The sequence below is a fragment of the Allosaccharopolyspora coralli genome (assembly GCF_009664835.1).
In the GTDB taxonomy this organism is placed as follows: domain Bacteria; phylum Actinomycetota; class Actinomycetes; order Mycobacteriales; family Pseudonocardiaceae; genus Allosaccharopolyspora; species Allosaccharopolyspora coralli.
This window is the reverse complement of record NZ_CP045929.1, coordinates 4372144-4397966: the sequence shown is the minus strand read 5'-3', so window position 1 is coordinate 4397966 and position 25823 is coordinate 4372144. Positions and strand designations below refer to the sequence as shown.

Sequence of the window (25823 nt, the reverse complement as noted above, 5' to 3'; positions counted from 1 at the left end):
GCTGCATGTTCCCTCGGTTCGTCGCTGCCGTGCTCGTAGGTGTGGCCCGGCACGAAGCCGGGCCACACGTGCGCCTTGTCAGCGGCGGGAACGGAACCAAGCGGCGGGCGGGCTCAGTCCGAAGCCGGTTCGAGCACGAACACCGGGATGTCGCGGTCGGTCTTGCGCTGATAGTCGGCGTAATCGGGGTAGGCGGCCACGGCCCGGTCCCACCACTGCGACTTCTCGTCGCCGGAGATCTCGCGCGCGATCATGTCCTGCTTTGACATGCCGTCCTGGACCTCGACACGGGGATGAGCCTTCAGGTTGTAGTACCAGACCGGGTGCGTGGGTGCCCCGCCGAGCGAGGCGACGGCGGCGTAGCGCCCCTCGTGCTCGACCTTCATGACGGGTGTTTTGCGCAGCTTGCCGGACTTGGCACCTTGGCTGGTGATCACGATGACCGGCATGCCGCGCATCGTGGTGCCGTCGCGGCCGCCGGAACTCTCGATCTGCTCGACCTGGTCGCGCACCCATTGCATGGTGTTGGGTTCGTATTCTCCTTCAAGCGGCATGGCGCCAGTAGAACACTCGCGCGGCGCTGCGCGCACGACAACGCCGACGTGGACGCGAACAGCACGTATGTCCACAGTCGACTCGAAGCGGCGTCTCGGGGATCACTAGGTCACCCCGCGAGGGCCGGGCCCCGAGCTGAGTTGACTTCCAGTGCGCTCGAGGTGCTGGGAGGGCGTCATGAGCGCAGACAGCGAGCCCGCCGACGAGTGGAACATCCGAGCGGTGGACGTCGGTGAGTATCTGGACCGCGTCGAGCTCGCTCGGCCGGAGCCGACCGCCGACGCCTTGTGGTCCCTGCACGAGGCGCACGTCGAGACGTTCCCGTTCGAGAACGTCGACGTCGTGCTCGGCGGGCACCGGGGTCTGGCTCTCGACGTGCTCGCGGAGAAGTTCCTGCGTCGTCGCCGTGGTGGCTACTGCTATGAGCACGCACTGCTGTTCGCCGCCGTGCTCGAACAGCTCGGCTATCGCGTGCAGCGGCGCATCGCGCGGGTGAAACCGCACCAGCCGGGGGCGTCGACGCACATGGTGCTCGCCGTCGAGGCCGAAGGCGCCGAATACTTCGTCGACATCGCCTTCGGGGCGGGGATGCTGCATCCGATGCCGATGCGCGACGGAGCGCACGCCGACCAGGCCGGGTGGCGACACCGGCTCACGTGGGACGGCGTGGCCTGGACGTTGGAGAAGCGCACGCGCCAGGGTTGGGAGCCGCAACACGCGAGCACGGAACTACCGCAGCACCGTTCAGAAAGTGTGTAAAAACGTGCACTTCCTGAGCTACGTATCGCTACGCAGCCTTGGCCGCACCGTCCGGTGCGGCCTTCCCGTGGCGATACCCCACGCCAGCAGAGCTGGTCTTACCAGGGTTTCCAGCGGGCTCGTTTTCCGTCCCGGCGCAACTCTCCGTGGACGTGCCACCCGCAGCCTCGGCCAGTCCGGCGAGGTTGCGGGCGGCGTTGAGGTCACGATCCAGGGACAGGCCGCAGGCATCGCAGTTGAAGGTCCGCTCGGACAGGCGCAGCTTGGTTTTCACCGCGCCACAGGCCGAGCAGGTTTTGCTGGATGGGTACCACCGGTCGGCGACAACCAGGCGACGTCTGTTCCAGGTAGTTTTTGTAGTCGAGTTGGCGCCGCAGCTCGCCCATGCCCACGTCCGCGATCGAGCGGGACAAGGTGCGGCTTTTCAGCATCCCGGCCACGTTCAGGTCCTCGACCACGACCGTGTCGAACTCGTCGACGAGTCGGCTCGACAGCTGGTGCAGCCCCTCGGCGCGGGCGTTCGCGACATAGTGCTGCACTCGACGCACCCGGTCTTGCGTGTCGTGCCACCGTTCGACGGTTTCTGCTTGGTCCGCTTGTCCGGACCCGTGCGGCGGGACGTCTGCCGTTGCAGTCGGCGCAGTTTCCGCTGCGCACGGTCCAGGTGCTTCGGATTCGACACGTGTTCGCCGGTGGAGAGCACCGCCAGGTGCTTGACCCCGATCGACGCCCACGGTGCCGCCGGTGGTAGCCGGTTGCGGTTGGTCGCGTTGCACTTCGGCTTGCAAGGACACCAACCACCGGCCCCTGCGATGCGACACGGTGGCTTTCAGGATGCGGGCGGTGTCGGCCTCGATGCGCCGGGCGAGTTTCCGGGTCGACTCGTGGGTGCGCACGGTGCCGATCGTCGGCAGCCGCACGTGCCGCCGATTGCGTTGAGCGAGTCCGAACGCGCCGGTGGTGAACGTGGCAGACCAGGTAGAGCGCTTCGACTTGAACCGGGGGAATCCCACCCGCTTACCGACCCGCTGCCCTTTCCGGGACCGGTTCCAGTTGTTCAACGCGGTCGCGAGGTTGGCCAGCCCGGACGAGTACGCCTCCTTGGAATTCTCGGCCCACCAGGGCGCCACCGCGTGCTTGGCGGCGTTCCAGGTTTTCCGCAGACTGTAAGCGGACCAGTTCAGACCGGGCGTCACCTCGTCTTCGGATACGCCGTACGAGCGTTCCGCTTCCTGCTGGTCGAGGTTGGCTTTCACCCGGGCCAAGGCCCAGTTGTAGGCGAACCGTTGCCCGCCGCAGTTGCTGCGCAACGCGTCTGCTTGCTGCTCGGTCGGGGCCAGCGCGAACTCATACGCCTGCACCGTGAACCCCGGTCGGGGCTGGAACGTCCGGCTCATCGCGGCGGCACCTCCGCAGCTTTCAGGGCTGCTTTCGCCCGTTTCGCTGCGGACCGGCGCCCGTACAGCCGGGCGCACATGCTGGTGAGCACCTCGGTCACGTCGCGCACCAGGTCATCTTCCACTTCGGCATCGTCGAGGACGACGATCCGGCGGGACTGTGCGGCGAGTGCGGCTTCGAGGTGTTCGACGCCGAACCGGGCGAGACGGTCGCGGTGCTCCACCACGATCGTTGTAGCAGCCGGGTCTGACAGGAGTGTGCGGAGTTTCGGCCGGTTGCCGTTCAGCCCGGAGCCGACTTCGGTGACCGTGCTGTCCAGGGTGAAGTCCTGTCGGGCGCATTCCTGCGCGACCCGTCCGGCTTGCCGGTCGAGGTCGTCGCGCTGGTCCGTGCTGGACACGCGGCAGTACGCCACCGTCCGCCCGGACTCGGTGGCCGACGGCTCGACCAGGATCGTGCCCGTATCAAGCTGCCGAGCAGGCGCGGGCAACGTGCCCGCATGGAACCAACTCAACGCAGCCCGATACGACACACCCTGTGCACGCGCCCACTCCTTCAACCTCACCCGTACAAAATAACACATTATGACACGGAATTACTCAGAACCAGCAACAGTTAAGCACCCTGTCGACTACGAGGTCGCCCACCACTACACCTCGACGCATCCCCGGTCGCCGTTCGTGCAGCGTCCCGTCGTCATGCGACTCGAACCGGGGCTGAGCCGCAAGCTCGTCGGCGGCGAGCTGTCCGAGGAACGCCCCGACGGCACGGCCGAGAGCACCGAGATCGCACCGAACGAACTCGGCGCCGCACTGAGCGGACTCGGCGTCGAACTCACCCCGGACGAACTCGCCGCGCTCGTCCGTCACGAACAGCACCGCAACGAACAGGGCCGCCCCGAACGAGGCGGCCCTGCCGACTGAGTCAGCCGACCCGGGAGCCGATTCCGGTCAACGACCGGACGTCCATCTCGGCCTCGCGCTCGGGGTCACGGGGGCTCTTGTCGAGCATCGTGCCCACGAATCCGGCCAGGAACGAGATCGGGATCGAGACGATGCCCGGGTTGCGCAGCGGGAAGAACGCGAAGTCGACACTCGGGAAGATCGAGTCCGGCGAACCGGAGACCACCGGGGAGAACAGCATCAGCAGGATGCAGGACGCGAGCCCGCTGTACATCCCCCACAACGTTCCGGTGGTGTTGAACCGGCGCCAGAACAGCGTGTACACCAGCGTCGACAGGTTCGCCGACGCGGCGAGGGCGAACGCGAGGCCGACCAGGAACGCGATGTTCTGGCCGCTCACCGCGATGCCGCCGAGGATCGCCAGGCCACCGATGCCGAGGGCGGTCAGGCGCGCGACCCGCACGACCGAGTCCGGTTCCGGCCTGCCGCGCATCACGTAGTTCGCGTAGAAGTCGTGCGCGAACGACGCGGAGGCCGTCAGCGTCAGGCCGGCGACCACGGCGAGGATCGTGGAGAAGGCGACGGCAGAGACGATCCCGAGCAGCACGTTGCCGCCGATCTCGTAGGCGAGCAGCGGCGCCGCGGAGTTCTGCCCGCTCGGTGCGTTCTGGATCCGATCCACCCCGACCAGAGCCGCCGCGCCGAACCCGATGACGAGGGTGCACAGGTAGAACGCCGCCATGCCCCAGGTCGCCCACACCACGGACCGGCGAGCCTCCCGGCCGGTCGGAACCGTGTAGAAGCGCATCAGCACGTGCGGCAGTCCTCCCACGCCGAGCACGAGCGCCAGCGACAGGGACACGAAGTCCAGCTTCGTGGTCTCGCTCTCGCCGTATTGCGCCCCGGGCGCGAGGACCCGGTCGCCGAGCGGGTTGTTCGCCGCCGCCTGGTCGAGCATCGAGCTGATGCTGAAGCCGAACTTGCCGAGCAGGAAGAACGTGATCAGCACGACCGACAACAGCAGCAGCACGGCCTTGATGATCTGGACCCACGTGGTGCCCTTCATGCCGCCGACCAGCACGTAGAGGACCATCACCACGCCGACGACCGCGATCACGAGCGCTTGGCCGACACCGGAACGCACGTTGAGCAGCAGCGCCACGATGCCGCCGGCGCCCGCCAGCTGCGCGATCATGTACATGACGGTGATCGTCAGTGTGGACACGGCGGCGGCGGCCCGGACCGGGCGCTGCTGCATCCGGAACGCCAGCACGTCACCCATCGTGAAGCGGCCGGTGTTGCGCAGCCGCTCGGCGATGAGCAGCAGGTTGACCAGCCAGGCGACGAGGAACCCGATGGAGTAGAGGAATCCGTCGTAGCCGTAGACGGCGATGGCGCCCGCGATACCCAGGAACGAGGCGGCCGACAAGTAGTCGCCCGCGATCGCGAGGCCGTTCTGCGGGCCGCTGAACGTGCTGCCTGCGGTGAAGAAGTCGCTCGCGGTGCCGCGGCTGCTCGCGCGGTAGACGACGATCAGGGTGACGAGGACGAAACCGACGAAGATCGACGTGTTGATCAGAGGGCTGCCGGTCGCCAGTTCGGGGGCGGCGAGGTTCATGCGGGGTCGACTCCTGCCTTCTCACGGATCTCGTCGACCTCCGGGTCGAAGTTGCGCTCGCAATAGCGCACGTAGAACCCGGTGATGGCCAGTGTGGACACGAACTGCAGCAGCCCGAGGACCAACCCGACGTTGATCGAGCCGAACAGCTCGGTGGCCATGAACTCGGTCGCGTAGGCGGCGAGGAGGACATAGCCGACGTACCAGACGAGGAACAGGGCGGTGAGCATGAACGCGAAACGTCCCGCGCGGCGACGCAGCGCCGCGAATTCCTCGCTCTGTTGGATCGCGGCGAAATCGGGTGCATCGGTTCGCGGCGCGGCACTCTCGTGAATTCGGCCGAACGCCGCCGGTTCATTTCCGGCGGTGCTGCGAGAGCGCGGGCGCACGGCTGGTTGCGGTGCGTTGGACATGCGACCTTCCGAGAATTCAGGAACTGTCGGGCGGTGTGTGTGACCTGTTCGGTGGCCTCGCGGGCGATCGGAGTCTAGCCATGGGCTCGAGCGGCCCGGAACCGCGGTTCGGTCACAGTGTGTGGCCGCCCACACGGCTGGGTGCCGAGGCGCGCTCCGCCGTGCGGAGCACGGAGCCGCCCAGCAAGCGTCACAGTGCGGTGGCGATGTTCGTGAATTCCGCGAAGGAGGGTTGACACGCAGGTCAATCCGTATTACTAGTCAGTATCCCCGTCCACGGGACAACAGCGCGGACCCGTGGCCCGAGATGTCTGCAGGAGAGGACTTGCTGCTTCCCGGCGGCCGTGGCACCGGCCCGCGAGCGGTGCGAGCCGACCCTTCGGACGTGTCCCTCCGACGCGTGCATTTCGCGGCTGCGCACGATTTTCCTGGCAGCTGTGGGGCTGTCGACGAGTCCCGTGGCCGGGGTCCTAGACTGACGCCGATCGGAGAAGTCGATCGCGCGTCGGCATTGATCACCGACGCGGCTCGGCGATGGCAGTGGCAGCAACCCAAAGTTCCGCGAGAATCGATCGCCTTCCGCCGGAAGGAAAAGGCCTGGTATCGATTCCGGTCGGCACGAGTCGGATCGACGAGGGCAGCCAGCGGCATGCTCCCTCCGGCGTGTCGATCCTCGCTCCCGGGAGGGACCGCACCGTGACAGAGCACCACGACCGCCCGCACCCGAGGGGACCGCTCTCGTGACGGCGCGCCGGGGCGGCCGGTCCTTCCGGCAGAACGACACGAGCACCGCAGCGGACGACGGCCAGGCATCCGGGCGCGGCCCGCGGAGGCACTGGCACAACTGGCGATTGCCGACCAAGCTCATCGCGGTCGTGCTCGCCCCGGTCATCTTCGCCATCCTGCTCGGTGCCGGACACATCTCCGAGCAGATCGACCTGACCCGCCACTACGAGGAACTCGGCACTCAGGTCGAAGCTCGCGACAAGGCCCAGCCACTGCTCACGGGTATCCAGGAAGAGCGCACCCTCGCGGCCAGCGCCCTCGCCGGTGTCCCCGGCTCGCAGCAGGCGCTGGAGAAGGTCATCGCCGGTGTCGACAAGGGCGTCGCGCAGGCGCCGAGCGTGCTCGGCGAGGTCGGTGCCAGCGACGAGGCCACCCGGGCTCGCTACCAGGATCTGCGCGAACAGTTCGTCGCACTGAACGGGATCCGCGAGTCCGTCCGTGCCGGAAACATCGACGTCGTCGCCGCCGTCGAGGGCTACAACCGGGTCGTCTCCGCGCTCCTGTCGTTGGAACGGGCAGTCATCCGCGGTGTCGACGACCCCGTCATGAACTCCACGGTGACCGCGCTCTACGAGCTCTCGGGTGCGGAGGAGGAAATCCGCATCCAGCAGGCACTGGGGACGGCGGGCTTCGTCCGTGGCGACTTCACCGAGGCCGAAGTCGGCGCGCTCAACGACTCCCGGGTCCGGCTCACCGCCAAGCTCACCGAGTTCCGGGCTGCCACGACCCCGCGGCAGTACGCCTCCTACGAGGAGACGACTCTCGCTCCGCAGGCCGGCGCCCGCGAGGACGCGCTCGACCTGGTGCTCAGCTCCGATGGCGACCCGGACGCGGCGGAGGGTGCGTACCCGGACGTCCAGCAGTGGACCGGTGAATCCCGGCAGGTCATCGCGGGCACCACCAAGGTCCGCACGGAACTGTCCGGCCAGTTGGAGCAGCGTGCCGTGGACCTGGAGGAGAACGCCAGCGACTCCGCCGGTCTGCAGGCAGTCATCCTGCTGTCGGCGCTGTTGATCGCGGCGTTCTTCATCTGGCTGGTCACCCGGCATCTGCTCGGACTGCTCTCGGCACTGCGGCGCAACGCTCTGCACACGGCGTCCACCGAGTTGCCCGAAGCGGTCGCGCGAATCCGGCACGGCGAGCAGGTCACCACCGACATCACCGAAGTCCCGATCCACACCACAGAGGAGGTCGGCGAGGTCGCGCGGTCCTTCGACGCCGTGCACCGGCAGGCGCTGACCCTCGCGATCGAACAGGCGAGCCAGCGACGCGGCTACTCCGACTCGTTCGTCAACGTCTCCCGGCGCAGCCAGGGACTGCTGGAGCGGCAGCTGCGGCTGTTCGAGAAGCTGGAGCAGGACGAGCAGGACCCCGACCAGCTCTCCACGCTGTTCCAGCTCGACCACCTCGCGACCCGGATGCGGCGCAACAACGAGAACCTCATGGTTCTGTCGGGAAGCGACCTGGCCCGCCGGTTCTCCCGGCCGACGGCCCTTGCCGACGTGCTGCGTGCCGCGGTCTCCGAGATCGAGCACTACCCGCGTGTCGCCGTGCAGCCGCCGCCCGCGGTCAAACTCGTCGGCTACGCGGCCAGTGACCTGGTGCGTGTCGTCGCCGAACTGCTGGACAACGCGGCGAACTTCTCGTCGCCGGAGACCGAGGTCACCGTGTCCGCAGCGCAGGCGGCCGACGGCAGCATCACCCTCGACGTGCTGGACAGCGGCATCGGCATGGGCGAGAAGGACCTCATGGCGGCCAACGCCCGGCTGTCCGACCCGGACGAGTCGGATCTCTCGTCCTCGCGGCGCCTCGGGTTGCTCGTGGTGAGCAGGCTTTCCGCGCGCCACGGCGTCACCGTGCGGCTGCACGGAGGCTCCGAGGTCGAGGGGGTTCGCGCGAGCCTGTACCTGCCGTCGGACATCGTGGTGGGATTCGACCCGACGCGCACCGAGCAGGACTCCGAGCGGCGCAACCCGGTCGCGAAGCGGCCGTCGCCGACGCCGCGCAACGGCGCGACCGCGACCAACGGCGCGACCCAACGCAACGGCGCGGCGTTCCCGACCGGCGCGGGTCCGGCCATCGCGGGCGCCGCGGCGGCCGGAGCGGCAGCAGGAGGGGCGTCCGCCGCGGGGGACCTGCCCCGCCGGGCGCCGGAGCAGAACCGCGCGCCGGAGCAGAACCGCGCGCCGGAGCAGAGCCGGGCGCCGGAGCAGCCAGGCAGTGCGGAACTGCCGCGTCGGGCGGCACCCGCCGGTGAGCCTCGCCGCTCCAGCCCGGAACGCACCACGGGCGGTGAGCTGCCCCGTCGTACGCGGGGACAGAACACCGGCGGCGAACCGGCCGACAATGGACTGCCGAGGCGCAAGCCGACCGCTCCCGAGGCGTACGAGACCGACGGGGCACGGCCGACACCGACGCCGGCTCCCGAGTCCAACGCCCCGGCGCCGCAGCAGGAGCGCCCGCGTGACGACCGCCCGCGTGGACTGTTCGAGCCGGTGCAGACCGAATCCGGTTCGGCCGACGTGAGCCCACCCGCCGCGACGCCCCCGGCCGGAACGGCGGGACTGCCTCGACGCACCCCCGGAGCGAACCCTCAGGTCTCCCCGCGTGAGACCGCGCGTACCGCGCAGGCAGCCGAGCCGAGTCTCACCGACACCACCGAGTGGTTCCACCCGAGTCCCGAGGACGCTCCGACTCCCGGACGTGCTCAGCCCCAGCCGGGACAGGGTGGCGGACCCGAAGGTCATGCCTGGCCGCAGGAGGAGCCTTCCGGTGCGCAGGCCCCGGCGCCCCAGGACGCCGCCGGAACCGGACTGCCTCGTCGTACGCCGCGGGCGCAGAACGAGATTCCGCAGTCCAACGCGGCACGGACCCAGCGCACGCCCGAGGACCTGCGGGGCAAGCTCTCCGGATACCAGCAGGCCACGCGCAAGGACGCGTCCGACCAGGGTCAGGCCGAAGCGGGGTCCACGGCCGCGTCCGGTGCCGACGCCTGGAACTTCGACACCGACGACGCGGCGCAACGCGCGGAGGCCGCGGCGAACCCGGACCCGTCGGACTTCACCTCGGCCGGGTTGCCCCGCCGGACACCACGCGCGCACCTGGCGCCGGGTAGCGCACCGAGCCGACCGGCGAACCCGGCGGCCGGTGACGGCCAGTCGCGCAACCCGGACGACGTGCGCGGACGGCTCTCCAACTTCCAGTCCGGTGCCCGTCGTGGCAGGCACAGTGCGTCGGATCGGAGGTAGCAGTGCAGCAGGTCCGGCAGGAACTCAGCCACCGCTCAACCCCCTCGGGCTTCGAGCCGATCGCAGGAGGGTGCGTGAGCACCACGCCCACGCGCCCGCCCGGGTGCGGGTACCCGGCACGAGCACAGGAGGACGCATGACCTCTCCCCAGATGAAGTCACGCCAGTTCAGCTGGCTCATCACGGACTTCACGCAGCGGGTCGCAGGCGCCGCGCACGCCATCGTCGTGTCCGCGGACGGGTTGCTGCTCATGTCGTCGGAGGGGCTGCCCAGGGACCGTGGTGATCAGCTCGCCGCCGTCTCGTCCGGGCTGCTCAGCCTCACCCAGGGAGCGGCCCGCTGCTTCGAGGCGGGCGTGGTGATCGAGACGATCGTCGAGATGGAGCGGGGTATCTTGCTCCAGATGTCGATCAGTGACGGGTCCAGCCTGACCGTGCTCGCCGCACCCGGTTGTGACATGGGTCTGATCGCGTACGAGATGGCGATGCTCGTCGAGCGTGTCGGGCAGATTCTGACACCCGAGTTGCGCCACCATCTCGAGGGATCCGCGGCCGAGCAGTTGGTGTGACCATCGATGGAAGCGGACCCAGCGTTCGACGGGCCGGGCCTGAAGGGTGGATAGGCAGTGAACGGGTGGGACACCGACGACCAGGGTGACGAGAACTCGTTCGCCGACGTCGTCAACGGCTTCACGTTCGGCCGGGGCGGTCGACGATCCCGGAAGCGGGAGCCGGAGCAGGAACGACCTGAACAGGACACCGTGGCTCCCCGGTTGCCGCGTCAGCAGCCCGGGCCGGGGCCGCGGGACGAGCAGGCGGACAGCGAAGTCGCGTCGAGCATCCGGCCGTACGCGTGGACCGGCGGCCGGACCCGCTCGCAGGTCCAGCTCGAACTGGAGACGCTGGTCTCGACCAGCGACAACTACCGTCCCGGCGTTCGGCTGAGCCTGGAACACCAGTCCGTCGTGGAGTTGTGCCACGAGTCCCGGTCGGTCGCGGAGGTGGCGTCGCTGCTGTCCGTGCCGCTCGGTGTCGCCAGGGTGCTGCTGGCCGACATGGCCGAACTCGGCCTCATCACGGTGCACCAGACCGTGTCGGACAGCGGTAGCGAGCCGCACTTGATGTTGATGGAAAGGGTGTTGAGTGGACTCCGCCGACTTTAGGGGCGCGCAGACGCAGACGTCGAAGACGCCGACGAGCTCGGCGAAGATCGTCATCGCGGGCGGTTTCGGCGCGGGGAAGACGACCTTCGTGGGGTCGGTCTCGGAGATCGTGCCGCTGCGTACCGAAGCTGTGATGACCGAGGCCAGCACCGGCATCGACGACCTCGCCGCCACGCCCGACAAGGCCACCACCACGGTGGCGATGGACTTCGGCCGGCTGTCGCTGGACTCCGACCTGATCCTGTACTTGTTCGGCACGCCCGGTCAGCAGCGGTTCTGGTTCATGTGGGACGACCTCGTGCGGGGTGCGATCGGGGCGATCGTGCTCGTGGACACCCGCAGGCTCGCGGACTCGTTCTCGGCCGTGGACTTCTTCGAGGACCGGGGGCTGCCGTACGTGATCGGGATCAACCGGTTCGAGGACGCGGTACAGCACGGCGTCGAGGACGTGCGCGACGCGTTGGCCGTCGCCCCGGACGTGCCGATCGTGCAGTGCGACGCCCGCGACCGGGAGTCGACGAAGCGCACGTTGATCACGCTCGTCGAGTACGCGATGCGGTTCTTCCTGCAGAGCCAGGAACAGCAACATCTCCCCGGTCAGGCCGCTGGCTGACCAGCACGCCCTCTCGGCCGGCATTGTGGAGGTTGGGGGTCACTGACACGCACTCAGGGGTGCGCGTGCTGGATGAGCGTCTCGGCCTGGGTCAGGCCTGCGTCGAGAGCGGTGCGCTCCGGTTCGCCGAGGGTGTCCCGGAACTCCGGCCCCGCGGCCCGGACCAGCACCTGCACTTTCTTCGCCATGCCGCGCGCCTGGGTCAGACGGACCCGCTCGGCCGCGAGCTGCGCGTACGAGTCCTCGATCAGCTTTCGATAGCGGTGATTGAGCTCCGCGTGGGTGTCGAGCACCGTGAACGCCCCGGCGAGGCCGTCGAGGTCGGCCGTCGCCACGAGCGGGGTCGTCGGATCCTGCACAGCCGAACTCTAATCCCCGGTGCGGGGGTGTCCCCGCTCGTCCACACCGGACCGCTGGACTCGGTGTCCGCACGCAGGGCACACTGATCTCGCGTGATGCCGCGACATCACTGGTCGTGACCAGGTGCTACGTACCGTGTCCGGCCGCATTCGTTGGTGGGGGAATCGTCACACCTCGTCCATTGTGGTCGGTGCGGAGTCGGCCTCTCGGACGGGCCCGGGTCTCGGTGTGCCTTCTCCGCAGGTCAGTTCCGCACGGGCGTCCAGTTTGAGCAGTCGTGTCGTGCAAGTGGGGCCGTGCCTCGCGCGTGCGGCGGCGTCCACTGCCGACAACTGGCACTGTTCAAGCCTGCCCGTCGTGCGTCACGATCGTCGGCGACAACGGCCCGGCGCCGTCGGTCCGACGCAACGCCGCAGGTGCCAGCGACGCAGGAGGGTGGATGATCGAGCGTCATCGCTCCCTCGACCCGCATGCGCCTCCCGACGCACCCAGGCCGCCGGTGCGAGCCGAGGTCGAGCCGGGACGTCGCAAGGTCTTCCTCTGGTTCTCGTTGAGCGTGTTCGTCGCGGGCGTCGTCGCGTGTGTGGCGACCTCGGTGTGGCTGCCGTTCGACTACGACCCGCAGTTGCTGCTCATCGGAGCCTGCCTGACGCTCGGGTTTCTGCTCGCCGAGCAGCTCACCATCGACATCGACGTCAAACGGGTCGGCTGGACGATCTCGTTCACCGAGATCCCGCTGCTGATCGGGTTGCTCACCGCGCCCTTCGAGGTCGTTCTGCTGGCCAACCTGATCGCCGGGCTCGTCGCACAGGTCGGGAGGCGAGCCTCGACCCACATGGTCTACAACGCGGGCGTCATGGGCCTGGAGATCGCGGTGCCGTTCGCGACGGCGCACGCGATCACTCGCTCGCTGGGCGACGTCGCGCCCGATTGGTTCGGCGCCGCGGTCGGCACGCTCACGTGTTCCCTGCTCAGCTGCGGTTTCGCATTGGCCGCCCTGCACGCGCTCGGCGGCGGGACGCGCGTCACCGCCGGGGTCCGGCTCGGAGTGCGCACCCTCGTGATCGGTGTGTTCAACACCTCCGTCGGGCTCGTCGGTTACGAGGTCGCGGTGATGACGCCGTGGGGATGGGCCCTGGTGGCGTTGCTGTCCGCGGCGGTCTTCGGCCTGTACCGGGCGTATTCGGGGCTGCTGCGGGAACAGCGCGACCTGGAGTCGCTCAGCGACGTGAGCCTCAGCGTCGCCCGGTCCGGACAGACCGCCACCCGTGGGCCGTCCGGTTCCGCGCTCGTCGAGCAGGACCCGATGGCGGAGTGGGAACCGGTCGCGGAACGCATCCGTGAACAGCTCAACGCGACCCGGGTCGTGCTGCGACTCCGGCTCGGACCGACCGGGGAAGTCAGCACTCTCGTCGCCGGGGAACCGCTGCCGGAGGCCGCGGAGCAGGCGGGGCCGCACGCGCTGCGGGAAGACCCTCTGATGCAGCTGCCGGGCAGTCACGCCCGTTCGTTCCGAGCTCACGACGCCCCGGAGGAAGTGCGACGTGCGCTGCGCCAGCGCGGCGCGTACGAGTCGTTGGCCGTCCCGCTGCGGGGAGCCAGCCAGTTGCTCGGTGCCGTCGAGGTTCACGACCGGGTCAGCCGGTGGCGCGGATTCGGACGGGCCGACATCCGGCTGCTGCACACCCTCGCGAGTCACCTGGCCACCGCGATGGACAACCGGCGGCTGCTTGCCCGGTTGCGTCACGACGCTTACCACGACCCGCTGACGGGATTGTTCAACCGCACCGGGTTCCGTGAGGTCGCCGCCGAGGTGCTCCGCAACGGCGGTGACGCGGCGGTGCTGCGCGTCGACCTCGACCTGCTCACGGAGGTCAGCGAAGCGGTCGGGTACACGTGGGGCGACCGGATGGTGGTGCACGCGGGTCACCGGATGCGGGAGACGCTCGGCGACGGAGCGCCGCTGGCTCGGCTGGAGGCCCATTCGTTCGCGGCCCTGCTGCTGGACCACTCCGACGAGGAGGCCCACGACGTCGCCGAGCAGGTGCGGGAGGTCATTTCCGAGCCGTATCCGCTGGACAAGCTGGTCGTGGAGGCAACCGGCGTCGCCGGTTACGCCAGTCCGGCACCGGACGACGGCGGGGAGAGCGAGACCGACGTCGACACCCTGCTGCAGCGCGCGGACCTGGCCGTGCGCGCGGCGCGCAACGGCGACGACGGTGTGCGTCGGTACGCCACGGCGATGGGGCAGGTGTTCCTGCGCCGGTTCCAGCTCGTCACCCAGTTCCGGCAGGCGCTCGACGCGGGTCAGATCGAGGTGCACTACCAGCCGAAGGTCGCCTTGCCGCACCGGAAGCTCGTCGGTGCCGAAGCGTTGGTCCGGTGGTCGCATCCCGAGTACGGACGGCTGAGCCCGGACGAGTTCGTCCCGGTGGTCGAGGCCACCGGGCTGGTGGACGCGCTCACGTTCTTCGTGCTCGAGCGGGCTCTGACGAAGGTCCGGGAGTGGATGGACCGGGGACTGCGGATGTCGGCGGCGGTGAACCTGTCGGTGCGCAACCTCGCGGACGAGTCGTTCCCGGACCGGGTGGCCGAAGCACTGCAGCAGGCGAACGTGCCGCCGGAACTGCTCACTTTCGAGCTCACCGAGTCGAGTGTCATGGCCGACCCGGACCGTTCCCTGCCGGTGCTGCGGCGGCTGCGGACGATGGGCGTGGTGCTGGCCGTCGACGACTTCGGCACCGGGTACTCCTCGCTGGCGTACCTGCGCCAGCTGCCCGTGGACGAGGTCAAGATCGACAAGAGCTTCGTGCTGGGCATGGGCACCGATCTCGGCGACATGGCGGTGGTGCGCTCCATCGTCGAGCTCGGGCACTCGCTGGACCTCGTGGTCGTGGCCGAGGGAGTCGAGGACGACGCCGCGCGGGACCAGCTCGTCACGATGCGCTGTGACATCGCGCAGGGGTATCTGATCTCGCGCCCGCTGTCCGAGGATCGCTTCGAGGCGTGGTTGCACGCGCGGACCGAGCGCGGCGTCGGCCCGGCGGACGAGACGATCTTGACGCTCGCGCAGTGAATGCCACGATGACCAGCACTTTCGGTGAAGCCGACCCCGGATGGGAGCAGTGCCGACGGGGTGTGTAGAGTTCCCCTCGTTCGGCAACGAGCAACGCCCCATTAGCTCAGTCGGTAGAGCGTCTCCATGGTAAGGAGAAGGTCTACGGTTCGATTCCGTAATGGGGCTCGACAGACAGCCGTGGCTGCTCGGGTAAAATTGGGTACCGCGGCTGTTTTGGCGTGGGATACCGTGTGTCACACGCGAGGCGGTGTAGCTCAGTTGGTAGAGCAAACGGCTCATAATCGTTGTGTCGTCGGTTCAAGTCCGGCCACCGCTACCGTCCCCGGCTGATCCCCGCGAGCACCGAGTACCGCGACGCGGAAACAGTCGCACCAGCAGCGCCGAGCAGAGAAAGGCACCGCCGTGGCCACCACCGATGTCCGCCCGAAGATCACGCTGGCGTGCGAGGAGTGCAAGAACCGCAACTACATCACCCGCAAGAACCGGCGCAACGACCCGGACCGGCTGGCGATGAAGAAGTTCTGCACGAACTGCGGCACGCACCGCGTGCACAAGGAGACCCGCTGACCGCAGCGGATCGACTCCGATCCGACCACGACGACGAACCCGCCCGGCAATCGCCGCGGCGGGTTCTCGCGTCTGCGCGTCCCGCTCCGCCGCTCCGGTAACCTGCTGGCGTGCCGCTCGATCAAGCATTCATCGGACGTGAATACCCACCGACGCCGCCCTACGAGGTCGGCCGCGAGAAGATCCGCGAATTCGCCGACGCCGTCCACGACGACTCCGAGGTGTGTCGCGACACCGACGCGGCGAAGGCCGCAGGCCACCCGGACGTGATCGCACCGCCCACTTTCGCGGTGATTCTGTCCATGGGCGCCCACGACGCACTGGTGGGAGACCCGGAGCTCGGTCTCGACTACAGCCGGGTCGTGCACGGCCAGCAGGAGTTCGTCCACCACCGGCCGATCCGTGCGGGCGACCGACTCGTCACCGTCGTCCACGTCGACGACATCATGGCCCGTGCGGGCAACGACTTCCTCACCGTGCGGGCCGAGGTCGGCAGCGTCGACGGCGAACGCGTGTGCACCGCCACGTCGCTGCTCGTCGCCCGCGGCACCGCCGAAGAAGGGGATCAGGCATGACACCGACACTCTCCGAGGTGACGGTCGGCGACGAACTGCCCGCGCTCACGGTCCCCGTCACGCGCGCCGACCTCGTTCGCTACGCGGGTGCCTCCGGGGACTTCAACCCGATTCACTGGAACGAACGCTTCGCCACCGAGGTCGGCCTTCCCGACGTGATCGCCCACGGCATGCTCACGATGGCGCTGGCGGGCAGGATCGTCACCGAATGGGCGGGTGATCCCGGGGCCGTCGCGCGCTACTCCGTGCGCTTCACCCGGCCGGTCGTCGTGCCCGACGACGGGGTCGGTACGGAGATCACCGTCACGGGCAAGGTCGCCGCGATCAACGAGGACGGCACCGTCAAGGTGACGATCACGGCCAAGGCGGCCGACCAAGCCGTTCTCGGCGGAGCCCAAGCCCACGTCCGCCTACCCTGACTCCGCCAGGACCGCTGAGGCGAACGGCACTTTCACCCCGCGACACGAGGCGAAAGTGCCGTTCGCACCAGAAGGCAGGCGGGCAGGCAGCCCCACCCCCTGTGCACTTCGCACAAGAAGTGGCAAATTCGCGCGAATTTGCCGCCCGGCTACTTGGCTTCCTTGAGGAGGTCTGCCATGCGGCGGAGGCCTTCCGCCAGGTCCTCGTCGCCCAGCGCGTAGGAAAGGCGGAAGTAGCCAGGCGTGCCGAACGCCTCACCCGGCACGACCGCCACCTGCGCGTGCTCGAGGATCAGCGCGGCCAGCTCGACGCTGGTGTTCGGCACCGACCCACGGATCTCCTTGCCGAGCAGCTCCTTCACCGACGGGTAGGCGTAGAACGCGCCCTGCGGCTCCGGGCAGCTGACCCCCGGGATCGCCGAAAGCAGGTCCACGATCGTCCGGCGGCGACGGTCGAACGCGGTGCGCATGTCCGCGACGGCGTCGAGTGAGCCGCTCACGGCCTCCAACGCCGCCCGCTGTGCGACGTTGCAGACGTTCGACGACAGATGCGACTGCAGGTTCGTCGCCGCCTTGATCACGTCGGTCGGTCCGATCATCCAGCCGACGCGCCAGCCGGTCATCGCGTAGGTCTTCGCGACTCCGTTGAGTACGACGCAGGTGTCGGCCAGCTCCGGTACGACGACGGGCATCGACACGTGCTCGGCGTCGCCGTAGGTGAGGTGCTCGTAGATCTCGTCGGTGATGACCCAGACGCCGTGCTCGACCGCCCAGCGGCCGATCGCCTCGATCTGCTCCCGCGGGTAGATCCCGCCGGTCGGGTTCGACGGGGAGTTGAACAGCAGCACCTTGGTGCGCTCGGTCCGCGCGGCCTCCAGCTGTTCCACGGTCGCGACGAACCCCGTCGAGTCGTCGGTCTCCACGGTTACCGGCACACCGCCCGCGAGCGAGATCGCCTCCGGGTAGGTCGTCCAGTACGGGGCGGGGAGCAGCACCTCGTCGCCAGGGTCGAGCAGCGTCGCGAACGCCTGGTAGACGGCTTGCTTGCCGCCGTTGGTGACGAGTACCTGGCTCGCGTCGACGGCGTAGCCGGAGTCGCGCAGCGTCTTCGCCGCGATCGCCTCGCGCAGCTCCGGCAGACCGGAGGCCGGGCTGTAGCGATGGTTGCGCGGATCGGCGCACGCCTGCTCGGCGGCCTCGACGACGGTTTGCGGCGTGGGAAAGTCGGGCTCGCCCGCGCCGAACCCGATCACCGGGTGGCCGGCGGCCTTGAGCGCCTTGGCCTTCGCGTCGACGGCCAGTGTCGCCGACTCGCTGATACCGCCGATGCGCGCGGAGACCCGTCGCGCGGCGGTGCTGTCTGGGGACTGTGCGTCAGGTGCGGACATGGAATGACATCATTGCAGATGAGCTGCGGTCTCCTGCAGGCTGCCCGGCGCGCGGCGAGCCGTCGCCGGGGGCTCTGTGGAACGCTTGTCGACGCATGTCGTACACTTTGCGCCGCGGGATGCCCGGATCGTCTCAACGTCGTCATCGCCAGCGACCGACGACGTAGGATGAGGGTGTCCCGTGCTGTGGTCGAGAGGCCGCGAAGGGGTGTAGCTCAATTGGCAGAGCAGCGGTCTCCAAAACCGCAGGTTGCAGGTTCGAGTCCTGTCACCCCTGCGTCGATGCAGACGGTGAGCGGAAGAGATGGACGTCCGCGGTTCCCGGGAACCGTGAGCGTGCGCGACGCCGGTCATGCGTCCGACGAGCGCTAGCGAGGAGGGTGCGTGAGCGAGGACCGCGAGCAGGAGCGGAACGGGAACGACGAGGAAGCGTCCCGTCCGTCCGGCGCCGCGGCGCGGCGGGAACGCCGTGCCTCCGCCCGCTCGTCCGCCGCTGGGCGGGGAAGCGCCGGATCGGGCTCGGACGACGCGGGCGCGGCGACGACGGAACCCAAGGGACGGGCCACTCCCGCACGGGACGGCCGCCAGCAGGGCCGGACCTCGCCGATCGCGACGGTCGTGCGGTTCGTCCGCGAGGTCGTCGCCGAGTTGCGCAAGGTCATCTGGCCGACGCGCAAGTCGTTGGTGCAATACACGCTGGTGGTGCTGGTCTTCTCCGTCGTCATGGTGTCGTTCATCGCCGGAGTGGACCTGCTCTTCGCCCGGGGCGTGCTCTGGCTGTTCGGCTGAGCACCGGTCGGCGTCCGGTCGGCGACGCTGCGGCGTCCACCGATGAGCGACTAGCGTCGTCAGCTGAGTAGCTGTGTCGTCCACAACCGGACGCGAACGCACGAGAGGAAGCGAGACCGACAGTGACCTCCCACGAGGGCCAGGAACTGGCCAGCCTGTCCGACGAGCAGGTGCACGCCGAGGCCGTGGAAACGGCCGAGGCGGAGACCGAGTCGGACGAGGGCGTCGGTTCCGACCAGGCCGCGGACTCCGGCGAGGACACCGTCTCGACCGACGACCATGGCGGAGCCACCGAGGCCGCGGACGAGTCCACGGCCGGTGCCGACGAGGCCGTCGCGGCTGACGGTGCCGAGGGGACCGCCGACGCCGAGCCGGAGGAGACCGACCCGGTCGAGGAGCTCCGCGCCGCGCTGCGCCGGGCTCCGGGCGAGTGGTACGTCGTGCACTCCTACGCCGGCTACGAGAACAAGGTGAAGACGAACCTCGAGACGCGTGCGCAGACGCTCGACGTCGAGGACTTCATCTTCCAGGTCGAGGTGCCCACCGAAGAGGTTACCGAGATCAAGAACGGTCAGCGCAAAACGGTGCAGCGCAAGGTGCTGCCCGGCTACATCCTGGTGCGGATGGAGCTCAACGACTCCTCGTGGAGCGCGGTGCGCAACACGCCGGGTGTCACCGGGTTCATCGGCGCGACGAACAATCCGTCGCCGCTGACCATCAACGACGTGTTGAAGTTCCTCGCCCCGCGGGTCGAGAAGGAAGCCAAGCCGGAGACCGGGAAGAAGGCACCCCAGCAGCAGCCGGCGAGTGGCGAGCAGGCGCCCGAGGTGGACTTCGAGGTCGGCGAGTCGATCACCGTCATGGACGGGCCGTTCGCGACCCTTCCCGCGACGATCAGCGAGGTCAACGCCGACAACCAGAAGCTCAAGGTGCTGGTGTCGATCTTCGGCCGGGAAACGCCGGTCGAGCTCTCGTTCACCCAGGTTTCCAAGATCTGACCGGCTCCCCGGCAGGGGAGCTCGGACGGCTGCGGAGGTGCTCCGCAGGAACGGACGACGTGCGGTCGCGTCAGCCGCGCCGCACGCCACCAGGTCCGTACCCCGATCACGGCGGGGACGGACGACAGGACAGCGAGTACAGGAAGTACGAGATGCCGCCCAAGAAGAAGCGACTGTCAGCGATCATCAAGCTGCAGATCCAGGCAGGCCAGGCCAACCCGGCGCCGCCGGTCGGTCCGGCGCTGGGTCAGCACGGCGTCAACATCATGGAGTTCTGCAAGGCCTACAACGCCGCGACCGAGAGTCAGCGCGGCGACGTGGTGCCGGTCGAGATCTCCGTGTTCGAGGACCGGTCCTTCGACTTCAAGTTGAAGACGCCGCCGGCCGCGAAGTTGCTGCTCAAGGCTGCCGGAGTGCAGAAGGGCAGCGGCGAACCGCACAAGAGCAAGGTCGGCAAGGTCTCCATGGACCAGATCCACGAGATCGCCCAGACCAAGATGGTCGACCTCAACGCCAACGACGCCGACCAGGCAGCGAAGATCATCGCCGGTACCGCCCGGTCGATGGGTCTCACCGTCGAGAGCTGACCACCCCATCCGCACGTGTGGGAGGGCTCAGCGCAGCCCGTCACCACGACTGATCCGTTTCGAAGGACAGACATGACCAAGCGCAGCAAGGCATACCGGGAAGTCGCCGAGCTCGTCGACAGCACACGGCTGTACGCGCCGAAGGAAGCGGTCGAGCTCGCGAAGAAGACCGCCAAGACGAACATGGACCCCACCGTCGAGGTGGCCCTGCGTCTGGGCGTCGACCCCCGGAAGGCAGACCAGATGGTCCGCGGCACCGTGAACCTGCCGCACGGCACTGGTAAGACCGTCCGCGTCATCGCGTTCGCCACGGGCGACAAGGCCGCCGAGGCCGAGGCCGCCGGTGCGGAAGCGGCGGGGTCCGAAGACCTGATCGAGCGTATCCAGGGCGGCTGGCTCGATTTCGACGCGGCGATCGCCACGCCGGACCAGATGGCCAAGGTCGGCAAGATCGCGCGGGTGCTCGGCCCGCGTGGTCTGATGCCGAACCCGAAGACGGGAACCGTCACCCCGAACGTGACGAAGGCGATCGAGGACATCCAGGGCGGCAAGATCAGCTTCCGCGTGGACAAGCAGGCCAACCTGCACCTCATCATCGGGAAGGCCTCGTTCGACACCAGCAAGCTGGTGGAGAACTACACGGCCGCGCTGGACGAGGTCCTGCGGTCCAAGCCGTCGACGTCGAAGGGCCGGTACCTGCGGAAGGTCACCTTCACCACGACGATGGGCCCGGGCATCCCGGTCGACCCGAACCGCACGCGCAACCTGCTCGAGGAGACCGTCTCCGCCTGAGCGGCGACCGCATCGACGACGGGGCCGTCACCGGAAGGTGGCGGCCCCGTCGTCGTCTCCGCGTCGAGAGGTGCGTTTGGTGCGAACGGCACGTTCGCCTCGTCTGGTGGGGTGAAAGTGCCGTTCGCTCCACGAGATGTGTGTTGGGTGCGAGCGGTACGTTCGCCTCGTTTGGTGGGGCGAAAGTGCCGTTCGCTCCGTCTGGTGGGGCGAGAGTGCCGTTCGCTCCACGAGATGTGCGTTTGGTGCGAACGGCACGTTCGCCTCGTCTCGTGAGGCGAGAGTGCCGTTCGCCTCGGTGGGTGTCAGCCGGTGAGGCAGTCGGCGGGTTCGTGCTCGTGGCCTGCGATGAGCCAACCACCCTTGGCGTTCTGCGTCAGGTGGAACATCCCGAGGCGGGGCCCGCCCTGGACGTCGAGTCCGCAGGAGGAGACCGAGGAGTTCCCGCCCTCGGTGGTTTCGGCGTCGCGGCCGATCTTGATGTTCGGGTACTGGACGGGGTCGGCGACGTCCGCGTTGATCCGCTGCACGGCTGCCACGCAACTCGCAGCGCCGTAGCTGTCCGCGAAAGCCTGTCGGCCCGCCTCGTTGAACAGAGCGCACGCGTCGCCTGCCCGGTTGTAGGCGACGTAGTTGTAGACCCCCGCGACGGCGGTCGCCGGATCGGCCGACGGGATGGGCGCGGTGGAGAAGTCCTGTTTGCCCGGAGTGCCGCCATCCGGAGCGGTGCTGTCGCCGTTGTCCATGATGTCGCCCAACAGGTAGTGCAGCAGCCACCAGGCGAACAGCACCGCCACGAGCAGATACAGGAGTCGGCGGACGGTCTTGTAGCGCAGGAGCCCGAGCGCTCGCTTCCACCGGGGACGGGCCTGCGGCTCACGTGAGCGCTTGGTCTCGCCGGTGAACGAGGTGCGAGCACCGTCGCTCCGGTTCCGCTGCCATTCGCGGAACTTCTGGAACTCCAGGAACTCCTGGTACTGGCGGTACTCCTCGTCGTCGCGGAATCCGGACGCGCCCGCGGCGGGACCGTCCCGGCCGGCGTCGTCGCGGCGGGGCTCGTCGACGATCTCCGCGTCGAGGACCTCGTCCTGGGCGTCGTGTCCGCGCGGACTGTGCGTCGGCTCGTTCGGGTCGGCCACGACGACCATGATGCCGTGCCCGGTGGCCGTCTCGGCACCCCGTCCGGATCTTCCGTGGATGACCTGCGCAGGGGTGGATACGGAGCCTGCGCGTGGGTCGCGTATGCTGGCTGACGGTTCCACCAGAGACCGCTGGTCTTCTCCCCGTCGTTCCGTCCGGTGCGTCGGGGTAGAACGAAGGTCCCGTGCGATGCGGGCGGCCCGCGCAGGAGGACGAGGCTCTTCATCAGGCGCGCACGCCGCGCGCCCATGCTCGTGTGACGCCCCGTGCCTGCTGCGCCGGGGCGTTTTGTCGTCTCGGGACTCGGCTGACCGGCTTGTGAGAGTCGCGAAGCAGAGAGAGGAGGCGACATGGCGAAGGCCGAGAAGGTCGACGCGGTCGACGAGATCGCGGAGCGGTTCACCACTGCGACCGCTGCGGTCGTGACCGAGTACCGCGGGCTGTCGATGTCGCAGCTCGTGGATCTCCGCCGTTCGCTGGGCGCGGGGGCGACCTACCGGGTCGCGAAGAACACCCTGGTCAAGCGCGCTGCTGAGAAGTCCGGCGTTGAGGGCCTCGAAGACCTCTTCGTCGGTCCGACCGCGATCACCTTCATCGAGGGTGAGCCGGTCGACGCCGCCAAGGCGCTGAAGACGTTCGCGAAGGACCACAAAGCCCTGGTGATCAAGGGCGGGTACATGGACGGCCGTCCGATCTCGGTTTCCGAGGTCGAGGCGCTCGCCGACCTGGACTCGCGTGAGGTCACGCTCGGCAAGTTGGCCGGCGCGATGAAGGCCAAGCTCAACGAGACTGCCGGCCTGTTCGCCGCTCCGGCGTCGCAGGTCGCGCGGATGACCGCAGCGTTGAAGGACAAGAAGTCCGACGAAGGCTGATCCACCCCACCCGAGTGATCCGCTCGCTGGTGCGGGCGCTGTAGTGAAAGGAACGCCACCATGGCGAAGCTGAGCAACGACGAGCTGTTGGACGTCTTCAAGGAGATGACCCTCCTGGAGCTGTCGGAGTTCGTGAAGCAGTTCGAGGAGACCTTCGACGTCACCGCCGCCGCTCCGGTCGCGGCCGCGGCCCCGGGTGCGGCCCCGGCTGCCGCTGAGGCCGAGGAGGAGCAGGACGAGTTCGACGTCATCCTCGACGACGCCGGCGACAAGAAGATCCAGGTCATCAAGGTCGTCCGTGAGGTCGTCTCCGGCCTGGGCCTCAAGGAGGCCAAGGAGCTCGTCGAGAACGCTCCGAAGCCGATCGCCGAGAAGGTCGACAAGGAGAAGGCGGACGAGATCAAGTCCAAGATGGAGGAGTCGGGCGCCAAGATCTCCGTCAAGTGACGGACGCTCGATGACTCGACGCGCGAATGCGCTGAGTGACGGGGCGGTCATCCTGTGTGGGTGACCGCCCCGTTTTTCGTGTGTGACGAATCCCCGCCGAAACTTTCATTTCGATAACGGAGATTCGGACAGCAGGCACGAGAAACCTGGAGAAACCCAGTTCCCAACCCGCGAGTAACCGTGATGCGTCGTGCTCGTTGTACGGGTGTGACGGGGGCAACCTACGTTGAGTGCATCACGTGTGCGACAGTGCCGCCGTTGGAGTGAAAAACGCGAGCACGACTGTGGATCAATGCGGAGGTGCGGATGGGTGTCAAGGTGGTCGTCGAGGGGCTGTCGAAGTCCTTCGGCGCGCAGACCATCTGGCGGGACGTGACCCTGACGCTTCCCCCCGGCGAGATCAGCGTTCTGCTCGGCCCATCGGGTACCGGTAAGTCGGTCTTCCTGAAGGCCCTGATCGGTTTGTTGAAGCCGGAAGAGGGGCAGGTGGTCATCGACGGGGTCGACGTGTGCAGCTGCTCGGACAGTGACCTCTACGACATCCGCAAGATGTTCGGTGTCCTGTTCCAGGACGGCGCCCTGTTCGGCTCGATGAACCTCTACGACAACATCGCCTTCCCGCTGCGGGAGCACACCCGCAAGAGCGAGTCCCAGGTCCGGGACGTCGTGATGGAGAAGATGGAGATGGTCGGCCTCGTCGGGTCGGAGTCGAAACTCCCCGGCGAGATCTCCGGTGGTATGCGCAAGCGGGCCGGTTTGGCGCGCGCGTTGGTGCTGGATCCACAGATCATTCTTTTCGATGAGCCGGATTCCGGTCTCGACCCGGTTCGTACGGCGTACATCAATCAGCTGATCGTGGATCTGAATGCTCAGGTCGACGCGACATTCTTGATCGTCACGCACGACATCGGTACGGCGCGGACCGTGCCGGACAACATCGGCATGCTTTTCCGCCGGGAATTGGTCATGTACGGGCCGCGCGAGGTGTTGCTGAGTTCGAACGAGCCGGTGGTGGAGCAGTTCCTGAACGGCCGCACCCAGGGCCCGATCGGCATGAGCGAGGAGAAGGACGCGGGCCAGATGGCCGCGGAGCTCGCGGAGCTGGGCAAGGATCAGGGCGTGCCGCACATCGTCCCGCAGCTCGACGTCTCGCAGGGCTTGCCGCGCCGCACCGCGGTGCAACGCCGCCAGGACCGGGTGATGGCCAACCTGGGGTCGCTGACGCCGGCCGCGCAGCAGGAGATCCTGTCGACCCTGACGGTGCAGGAGAAGCAGCGCTACGGCGTGACCGACTCCGGCGTCGTGACCCGGCCGCCGAATCAGCGGACCGAGTCGATGGCGGGTTCGCTGTCGACGGAAGAGGTCGCGAAGGTGCCCGCCGGGGCGGCGCAGGGACAGCGCCCGAGCCCGACTCCCCGTACGTCCGGTGCCGAGGACGACGCGTTCTGGGCTCCCGGTGAGAGCGTTTCCGAGCAACCCGCGAAGCGCGGCTGGTTCGGCCGGAAGAGGGGCGGGAAGTGACGACGCAGGCGAGTCCTCGGACCGCTCCGCGTCGTCCGCGTGGTCCGAAGTGGTCGGCTTCGTTGCCGGGAGCTCCCGCGCTGCGAGAGACCGGGAAATTGTTCGCCCTCGGGCTGGACGTGCTCGTCGGGATCTTCCGGCGTCCGTTCCAGATCCGCGAGTTCATCCAGCAGTGCTGGTTCATCGCGAGCGTGACGATCCTGCCGACGGCCCTGGTGGCGATCCCGTTCGGCGCCGTCATCGCGCTGCAGCTCGGCTCGTTGACCCGGCAGATCGGTGCGCAGTCGTTCACCGGCGCGGCGAGCGTGCTGGCGATCATTCAGCAGGCGGCGCCGATCGTGACGGCGCTGCTCATCGCCGGTGCCGGTGGTTCGGCGATCTGTGCGGACCTCGGGTCCCGCACGATCCGCGACGAGATCGCCGCCATGGAGGTGCTCGGCGTCTCCGCCGTGCAGCGTCTCGTGGTGCCGAGGGTGCTCGCGGCGATGCTGGTCGCGGTGCTGCTCAACGGCATGGTCAGCGTCGTCGGCGTGATGGGCGGCTACTTCTTCAACGTGATCCTGCAGGGCGGCACGCCCGGTGCGTACATGGCGAGTTTCAACGCGCTGGCGCAGCTACCGGACCTGTGGATCAGTGAGATCAAGGCGTTGATCTTCGGGTTCATCGCGGGGGTGGTCGCCGCGTATCGCGGTCTGAATCCGCCACCGGGCCCCAAGGGCGTGGGTGACGCGGTGAACCAGTCCGTGGTGATCACGTTCCTGTTGTTGTTCGCGGTGAACTTCATCCTGACCACGATCTACCTCAACATCGTGCCACCCAAGGGGATGTGAGGACT

The 25823-nt window shown here is 68.3% G+C and carries 26 protein-coding genes, 3 tRNA genes and 1 pseudogene; 21 read left to right on the top strand and 9 right to left on the bottom strand.

The features are described from left to right. Positions 1–113 precede the first annotated feature (113 nt). A complete protein-coding gene (locus tag GIY23_RS20490) occupies positions 114–554 on the bottom strand; it encodes a nitroreductase family deazaflavin-dependent oxidoreductase (RefSeq protein WP_154078151.1) in 441 nt (146 codons plus the stop codon). A 178-nt stretch (positions 555–732) separates the two neighbouring features. On the opposite strand from GIY23_RS20490, the gene GIY23_RS20485 reads away from it, so the two are divergent. Further along, on the top strand, positions 733–1314 hold the full coding sequence (locus tag GIY23_RS20485) for an arylamine N-acetyltransferase family protein (protein WP_154078150.1): 582 nt from the start codon (positions 733–735) through the stop codon (positions 1312–1314). A gap of 28 nt (positions 1315–1342) precedes the next feature. Here the strand turns inward: GIY23_RS20485 and GIY23_RS23445 are convergent, their stop codons facing one another. The 3 genes and pseudogenes from GIY23_RS23445 to GIY23_RS20475 all read right to left on the bottom strand — a co-directional run bounded on the left by GIY23_RS23445 (position 1343) and on the right by GIY23_RS20475 (position 3277). Continuing rightward, positions 1343–1645 (bottom strand): zinc ribbon domain-containing protein, encoded by a 303-nt coding sequence (locus tag GIY23_RS23445; RefSeq protein ID WP_407646881.1) that lies wholly within the window; start codon positions 1643–1645, stop codon positions 1343–1345. A gap of 76 nt (positions 1646–1721) precedes the next feature. Next, positions 1722–2711 (bottom strand): annotated as a pseudogene (locus tag GIY23_RS20480) (transposase); the annotation flags it as partial. Continuing rightward, on the bottom strand, positions 2708–3277 hold the full coding sequence (locus tag GIY23_RS20475) for an IS607 family transposase (protein ID WP_154075420.1): 570 nt from the start codon (positions 3275–3277) through the stop codon (positions 2708–2710). The pseudogene GIY23_RS20480 and the gene GIY23_RS20475, both read right to left, overlap by 4 nt. A 19-nt stretch (positions 3278–3296) precedes the next feature. Here GIY23_RS20475 and GIY23_RS20470 point away from each other — a divergent pair, with 19 nt between their 5' ends. Next, on the top strand, positions 3297–3635 hold the full coding sequence (locus tag GIY23_RS20470; RefSeq protein ID WP_154078148.1) for an arylamine N-acetyltransferase: 339 nt from the start codon (positions 3297–3299) through the stop codon (positions 3633–3635). A gap of 1 nt (position 3636) precedes the next feature. Here the strand turns inward: GIY23_RS20470 and GIY23_RS20465 are convergent, their stop codons facing one another. Next, the gene (locus GIY23_RS20465; RefSeq protein ID WP_154078147.1) at positions 3637–5232 is read right to left on the bottom strand and encodes a solute symporter family protein; all 1596 of its coding nucleotides are present in this window, start codon (positions 5230–5232) and stop codon (positions 3637–3639) included. Next, on the bottom strand, positions 5229–5645 hold the full coding sequence (locus GIY23_RS20460) for a DUF485 domain-containing protein (protein WP_154078146.1): 417 nt from the start codon (positions 5643–5645) through the stop codon (positions 5229–5231). Before GIY23_RS20460 ends, GIY23_RS20465 begins: the two co-directional genes overlap by 4 nt. 740 nt (positions 5646–6385) lie before the next feature. On the opposite strand from GIY23_RS20460, the gene GIY23_RS20455 reads away from it, so the two are divergent. The 4 genes from GIY23_RS20455 (at position 6386) to GIY23_RS20440 (ending at position 11454) form a co-directional block, all read left to right on the top strand. Continuing rightward, complete coding sequence (locus tag GIY23_RS20455; protein WP_154078145.1) at positions 6386–9679, top strand: sensor histidine kinase; 3294 nt, start codon at positions 6386–6388, stop codon at positions 9677–9679. Positions 9680–9815: 136 nt separating this feature from the next. After that, positions 9816–10247 (top strand): roadblock/LC7 domain-containing protein, encoded by a 432-nt coding sequence (locus GIY23_RS20450; RefSeq protein ID WP_154078144.1) that lies wholly within the window; start codon positions 9816–9818, stop codon positions 10245–10247. A gap of 57 nt (positions 10248–10304) precedes the next feature. Further along, positions 10305–10841, top strand: a complete 537-nt coding sequence (locus GIY23_RS20445) for a DUF742 domain-containing protein (RefSeq protein ID WP_154078143.1) — start codon at positions 10305–10307, stop codon at positions 10839–10841. Continuing rightward, complete coding sequence (locus tag GIY23_RS20440) at positions 10822–11454, top strand: GTP-binding protein (protein WP_154078142.1); 633 nt, start codon at positions 10822–10824, stop codon at positions 11452–11454. Before GIY23_RS20445 ends, GIY23_RS20440 begins: the two co-directional genes overlap by 20 nt. 53 nt (positions 11455–11507) lie before the next feature. Here the strand turns inward: GIY23_RS20440 and GIY23_RS20435 are convergent, their stop codons facing one another. Further along, positions 11508–11813, bottom strand: a complete 306-nt coding sequence (locus GIY23_RS20435) for a hypothetical protein (protein WP_154078141.1) — start codon at positions 11811–11813, stop codon at positions 11508–11510. Positions 11814–12253: 440 nt separating this feature from the next. On the opposite strand from GIY23_RS20435, the gene GIY23_RS20430 reads away from it, so the two are divergent. The 6 genes from GIY23_RS20430 to GIY23_RS20405 all read left to right on the top strand — a co-directional run bounded on the left by GIY23_RS20430 (position 12254) and on the right by GIY23_RS20405 (position 16454). Then, positions 12254–14890 (top strand): putative bifunctional diguanylate cyclase/phosphodiesterase, encoded by a 2637-nt coding sequence (locus GIY23_RS20430; protein ID WP_154078140.1) that lies wholly within the window; start codon positions 12254–12256, stop codon positions 14888–14890. 95 nt (positions 14891–14985) lie between these two features. After that, positions 14986–15058: transfer RNA gene (locus GIY23_RS20425), tRNA-Thr, on the top strand. 78 nt (positions 15059–15136) lie between these two features. Further along, a tRNA-Met gene (locus GIY23_RS20420) sits at positions 15137–15209 on the top strand. An 86-nt stretch (positions 15210–15295) separates the two neighbouring features. Then, positions 15296–15460: a 50S ribosomal protein L33 gene (gene rpmG, locus GIY23_RS20415; RefSeq protein WP_154078139.1), complete on the top strand. Its 165-nt coding sequence runs from the start codon at positions 15296–15298 to the stop codon at positions 15458–15460. Between the two features lie 110 nt (positions 15461–15570). Further along, positions 15571–16035, top strand: coding sequence for a MaoC family dehydratase N-terminal domain-containing protein (locus tag GIY23_RS20410; RefSeq protein WP_154078138.1), 465 nt, complete (start codon positions 15571–15573; stop codon positions 16033–16035). Further along, positions 16032–16454 carry a MaoC family dehydratase gene (locus tag GIY23_RS20405; protein ID WP_154078137.1) on the top strand — a complete coding sequence of 141 codons (423 nt, stop codon included), beginning with the start codon at positions 16032–16034 and terminating at the stop codon, positions 16452–16454. Before GIY23_RS20410 ends, GIY23_RS20405 begins: the two co-directional genes overlap by 4 nt. A gap of 149 nt (positions 16455–16603) precedes the next feature. Here GIY23_RS20405 and GIY23_RS20400 read toward each other — a convergent pair whose 3' ends face one another. Then, on the bottom strand, positions 16604–17842 hold the full coding sequence (locus GIY23_RS20400; protein ID WP_154078136.1) for a pyridoxal phosphate-dependent aminotransferase: 1239 nt from the start codon (positions 17840–17842) through the stop codon (positions 16604–16606). Positions 17843–18046: 204 nt separating this feature from the next. Between GIY23_RS20400 and GIY23_RS20395 the strand changes: the two genes are divergently transcribed. From GIY23_RS20395 to rplA, 5 genes are all read left to right on the top strand, one after another. After that, positions 18047–18119 (top strand) — tRNA-Trp (locus GIY23_RS20395). Between the two features lie 107 nt (positions 18120–18226). Beyond that, positions 18227–18631, top strand: a complete 405-nt coding sequence (gene secE, locus GIY23_RS20390) for a preprotein translocase subunit SecE (protein ID WP_154078135.1) — start codon at positions 18227–18229, stop codon at positions 18629–18631. A 122-nt stretch (positions 18632–18753) separates the two neighbouring features. Continuing rightward, positions 18754–19629, top strand: a complete 876-nt coding sequence (nusG, locus tag GIY23_RS20385; protein ID WP_154078134.1) for a transcription termination/antitermination protein NusG — start codon at positions 18754–18756, stop codon at positions 19627–19629. 152 nt (positions 19630–19781) lie between these two features. Then, entirely contained in the window at positions 19782–20216 is a 435-nt protein-coding gene (gene rplK / locus GIY23_RS20380; RefSeq protein ID WP_154078133.1) for a 50S ribosomal protein L11, read from the top strand. 72 nt (positions 20217–20288) lie between these two features. Then, complete coding sequence (rplA, locus tag GIY23_RS20375; protein ID WP_154078132.1) at positions 20289–21008, top strand: 50S ribosomal protein L1; 720 nt, start codon at positions 20289–20291, stop codon at positions 21006–21008. A gap of 305 nt (positions 21009–21313) precedes the next feature. On the opposite strand, the gene GIY23_RS20370 is transcribed toward rplA, so the two are convergent. After that, positions 21314–22147, bottom strand: a complete 834-nt coding sequence (locus GIY23_RS20370) for a hypothetical protein (protein WP_154078131.1) — start codon at positions 22145–22147, stop codon at positions 21314–21316. Between the two features lie 351 nt (positions 22148–22498). Here GIY23_RS20370 and rplJ point away from each other — a divergent pair, with 351 nt between their 5' ends. The 4 genes from rplJ to GIY23_RS20350 all read left to right on the top strand — a co-directional run bounded on the left by rplJ (position 22499) and on the right by GIY23_RS20350 (position 25818). Continuing rightward, entirely contained in the window at positions 22499–23020 is a 522-nt protein-coding gene (gene rplJ / locus GIY23_RS20365; protein ID WP_154078130.1) for a 50S ribosomal protein L10, read from the top strand. Between the two features lie 60 nt (positions 23021–23080). Beyond that, complete coding sequence (rplL, locus tag GIY23_RS20360) at positions 23081–23467, top strand: 50S ribosomal protein L7/L12 (RefSeq protein ID WP_154078129.1); 387 nt, start codon at positions 23081–23083, stop codon at positions 23465–23467. Between the two features lie 306 nt (positions 23468–23773). Continuing rightward, entirely contained in the window at positions 23774–24988 is a 1215-nt protein-coding gene (locus GIY23_RS20355; RefSeq protein ID WP_154078128.1) for an ABC transporter ATP-binding protein, read from the top strand. A gap of 62 nt (positions 24989–25050) precedes the next feature. Then, positions 25051–25818, top strand: a complete 768-nt coding sequence (locus tag GIY23_RS20350) for an MlaE family ABC transporter permease (protein WP_228717746.1) — start codon at positions 25051–25053, stop codon at positions 25816–25818. Positions 25819–25823 lie beyond the last annotated feature (5 nt).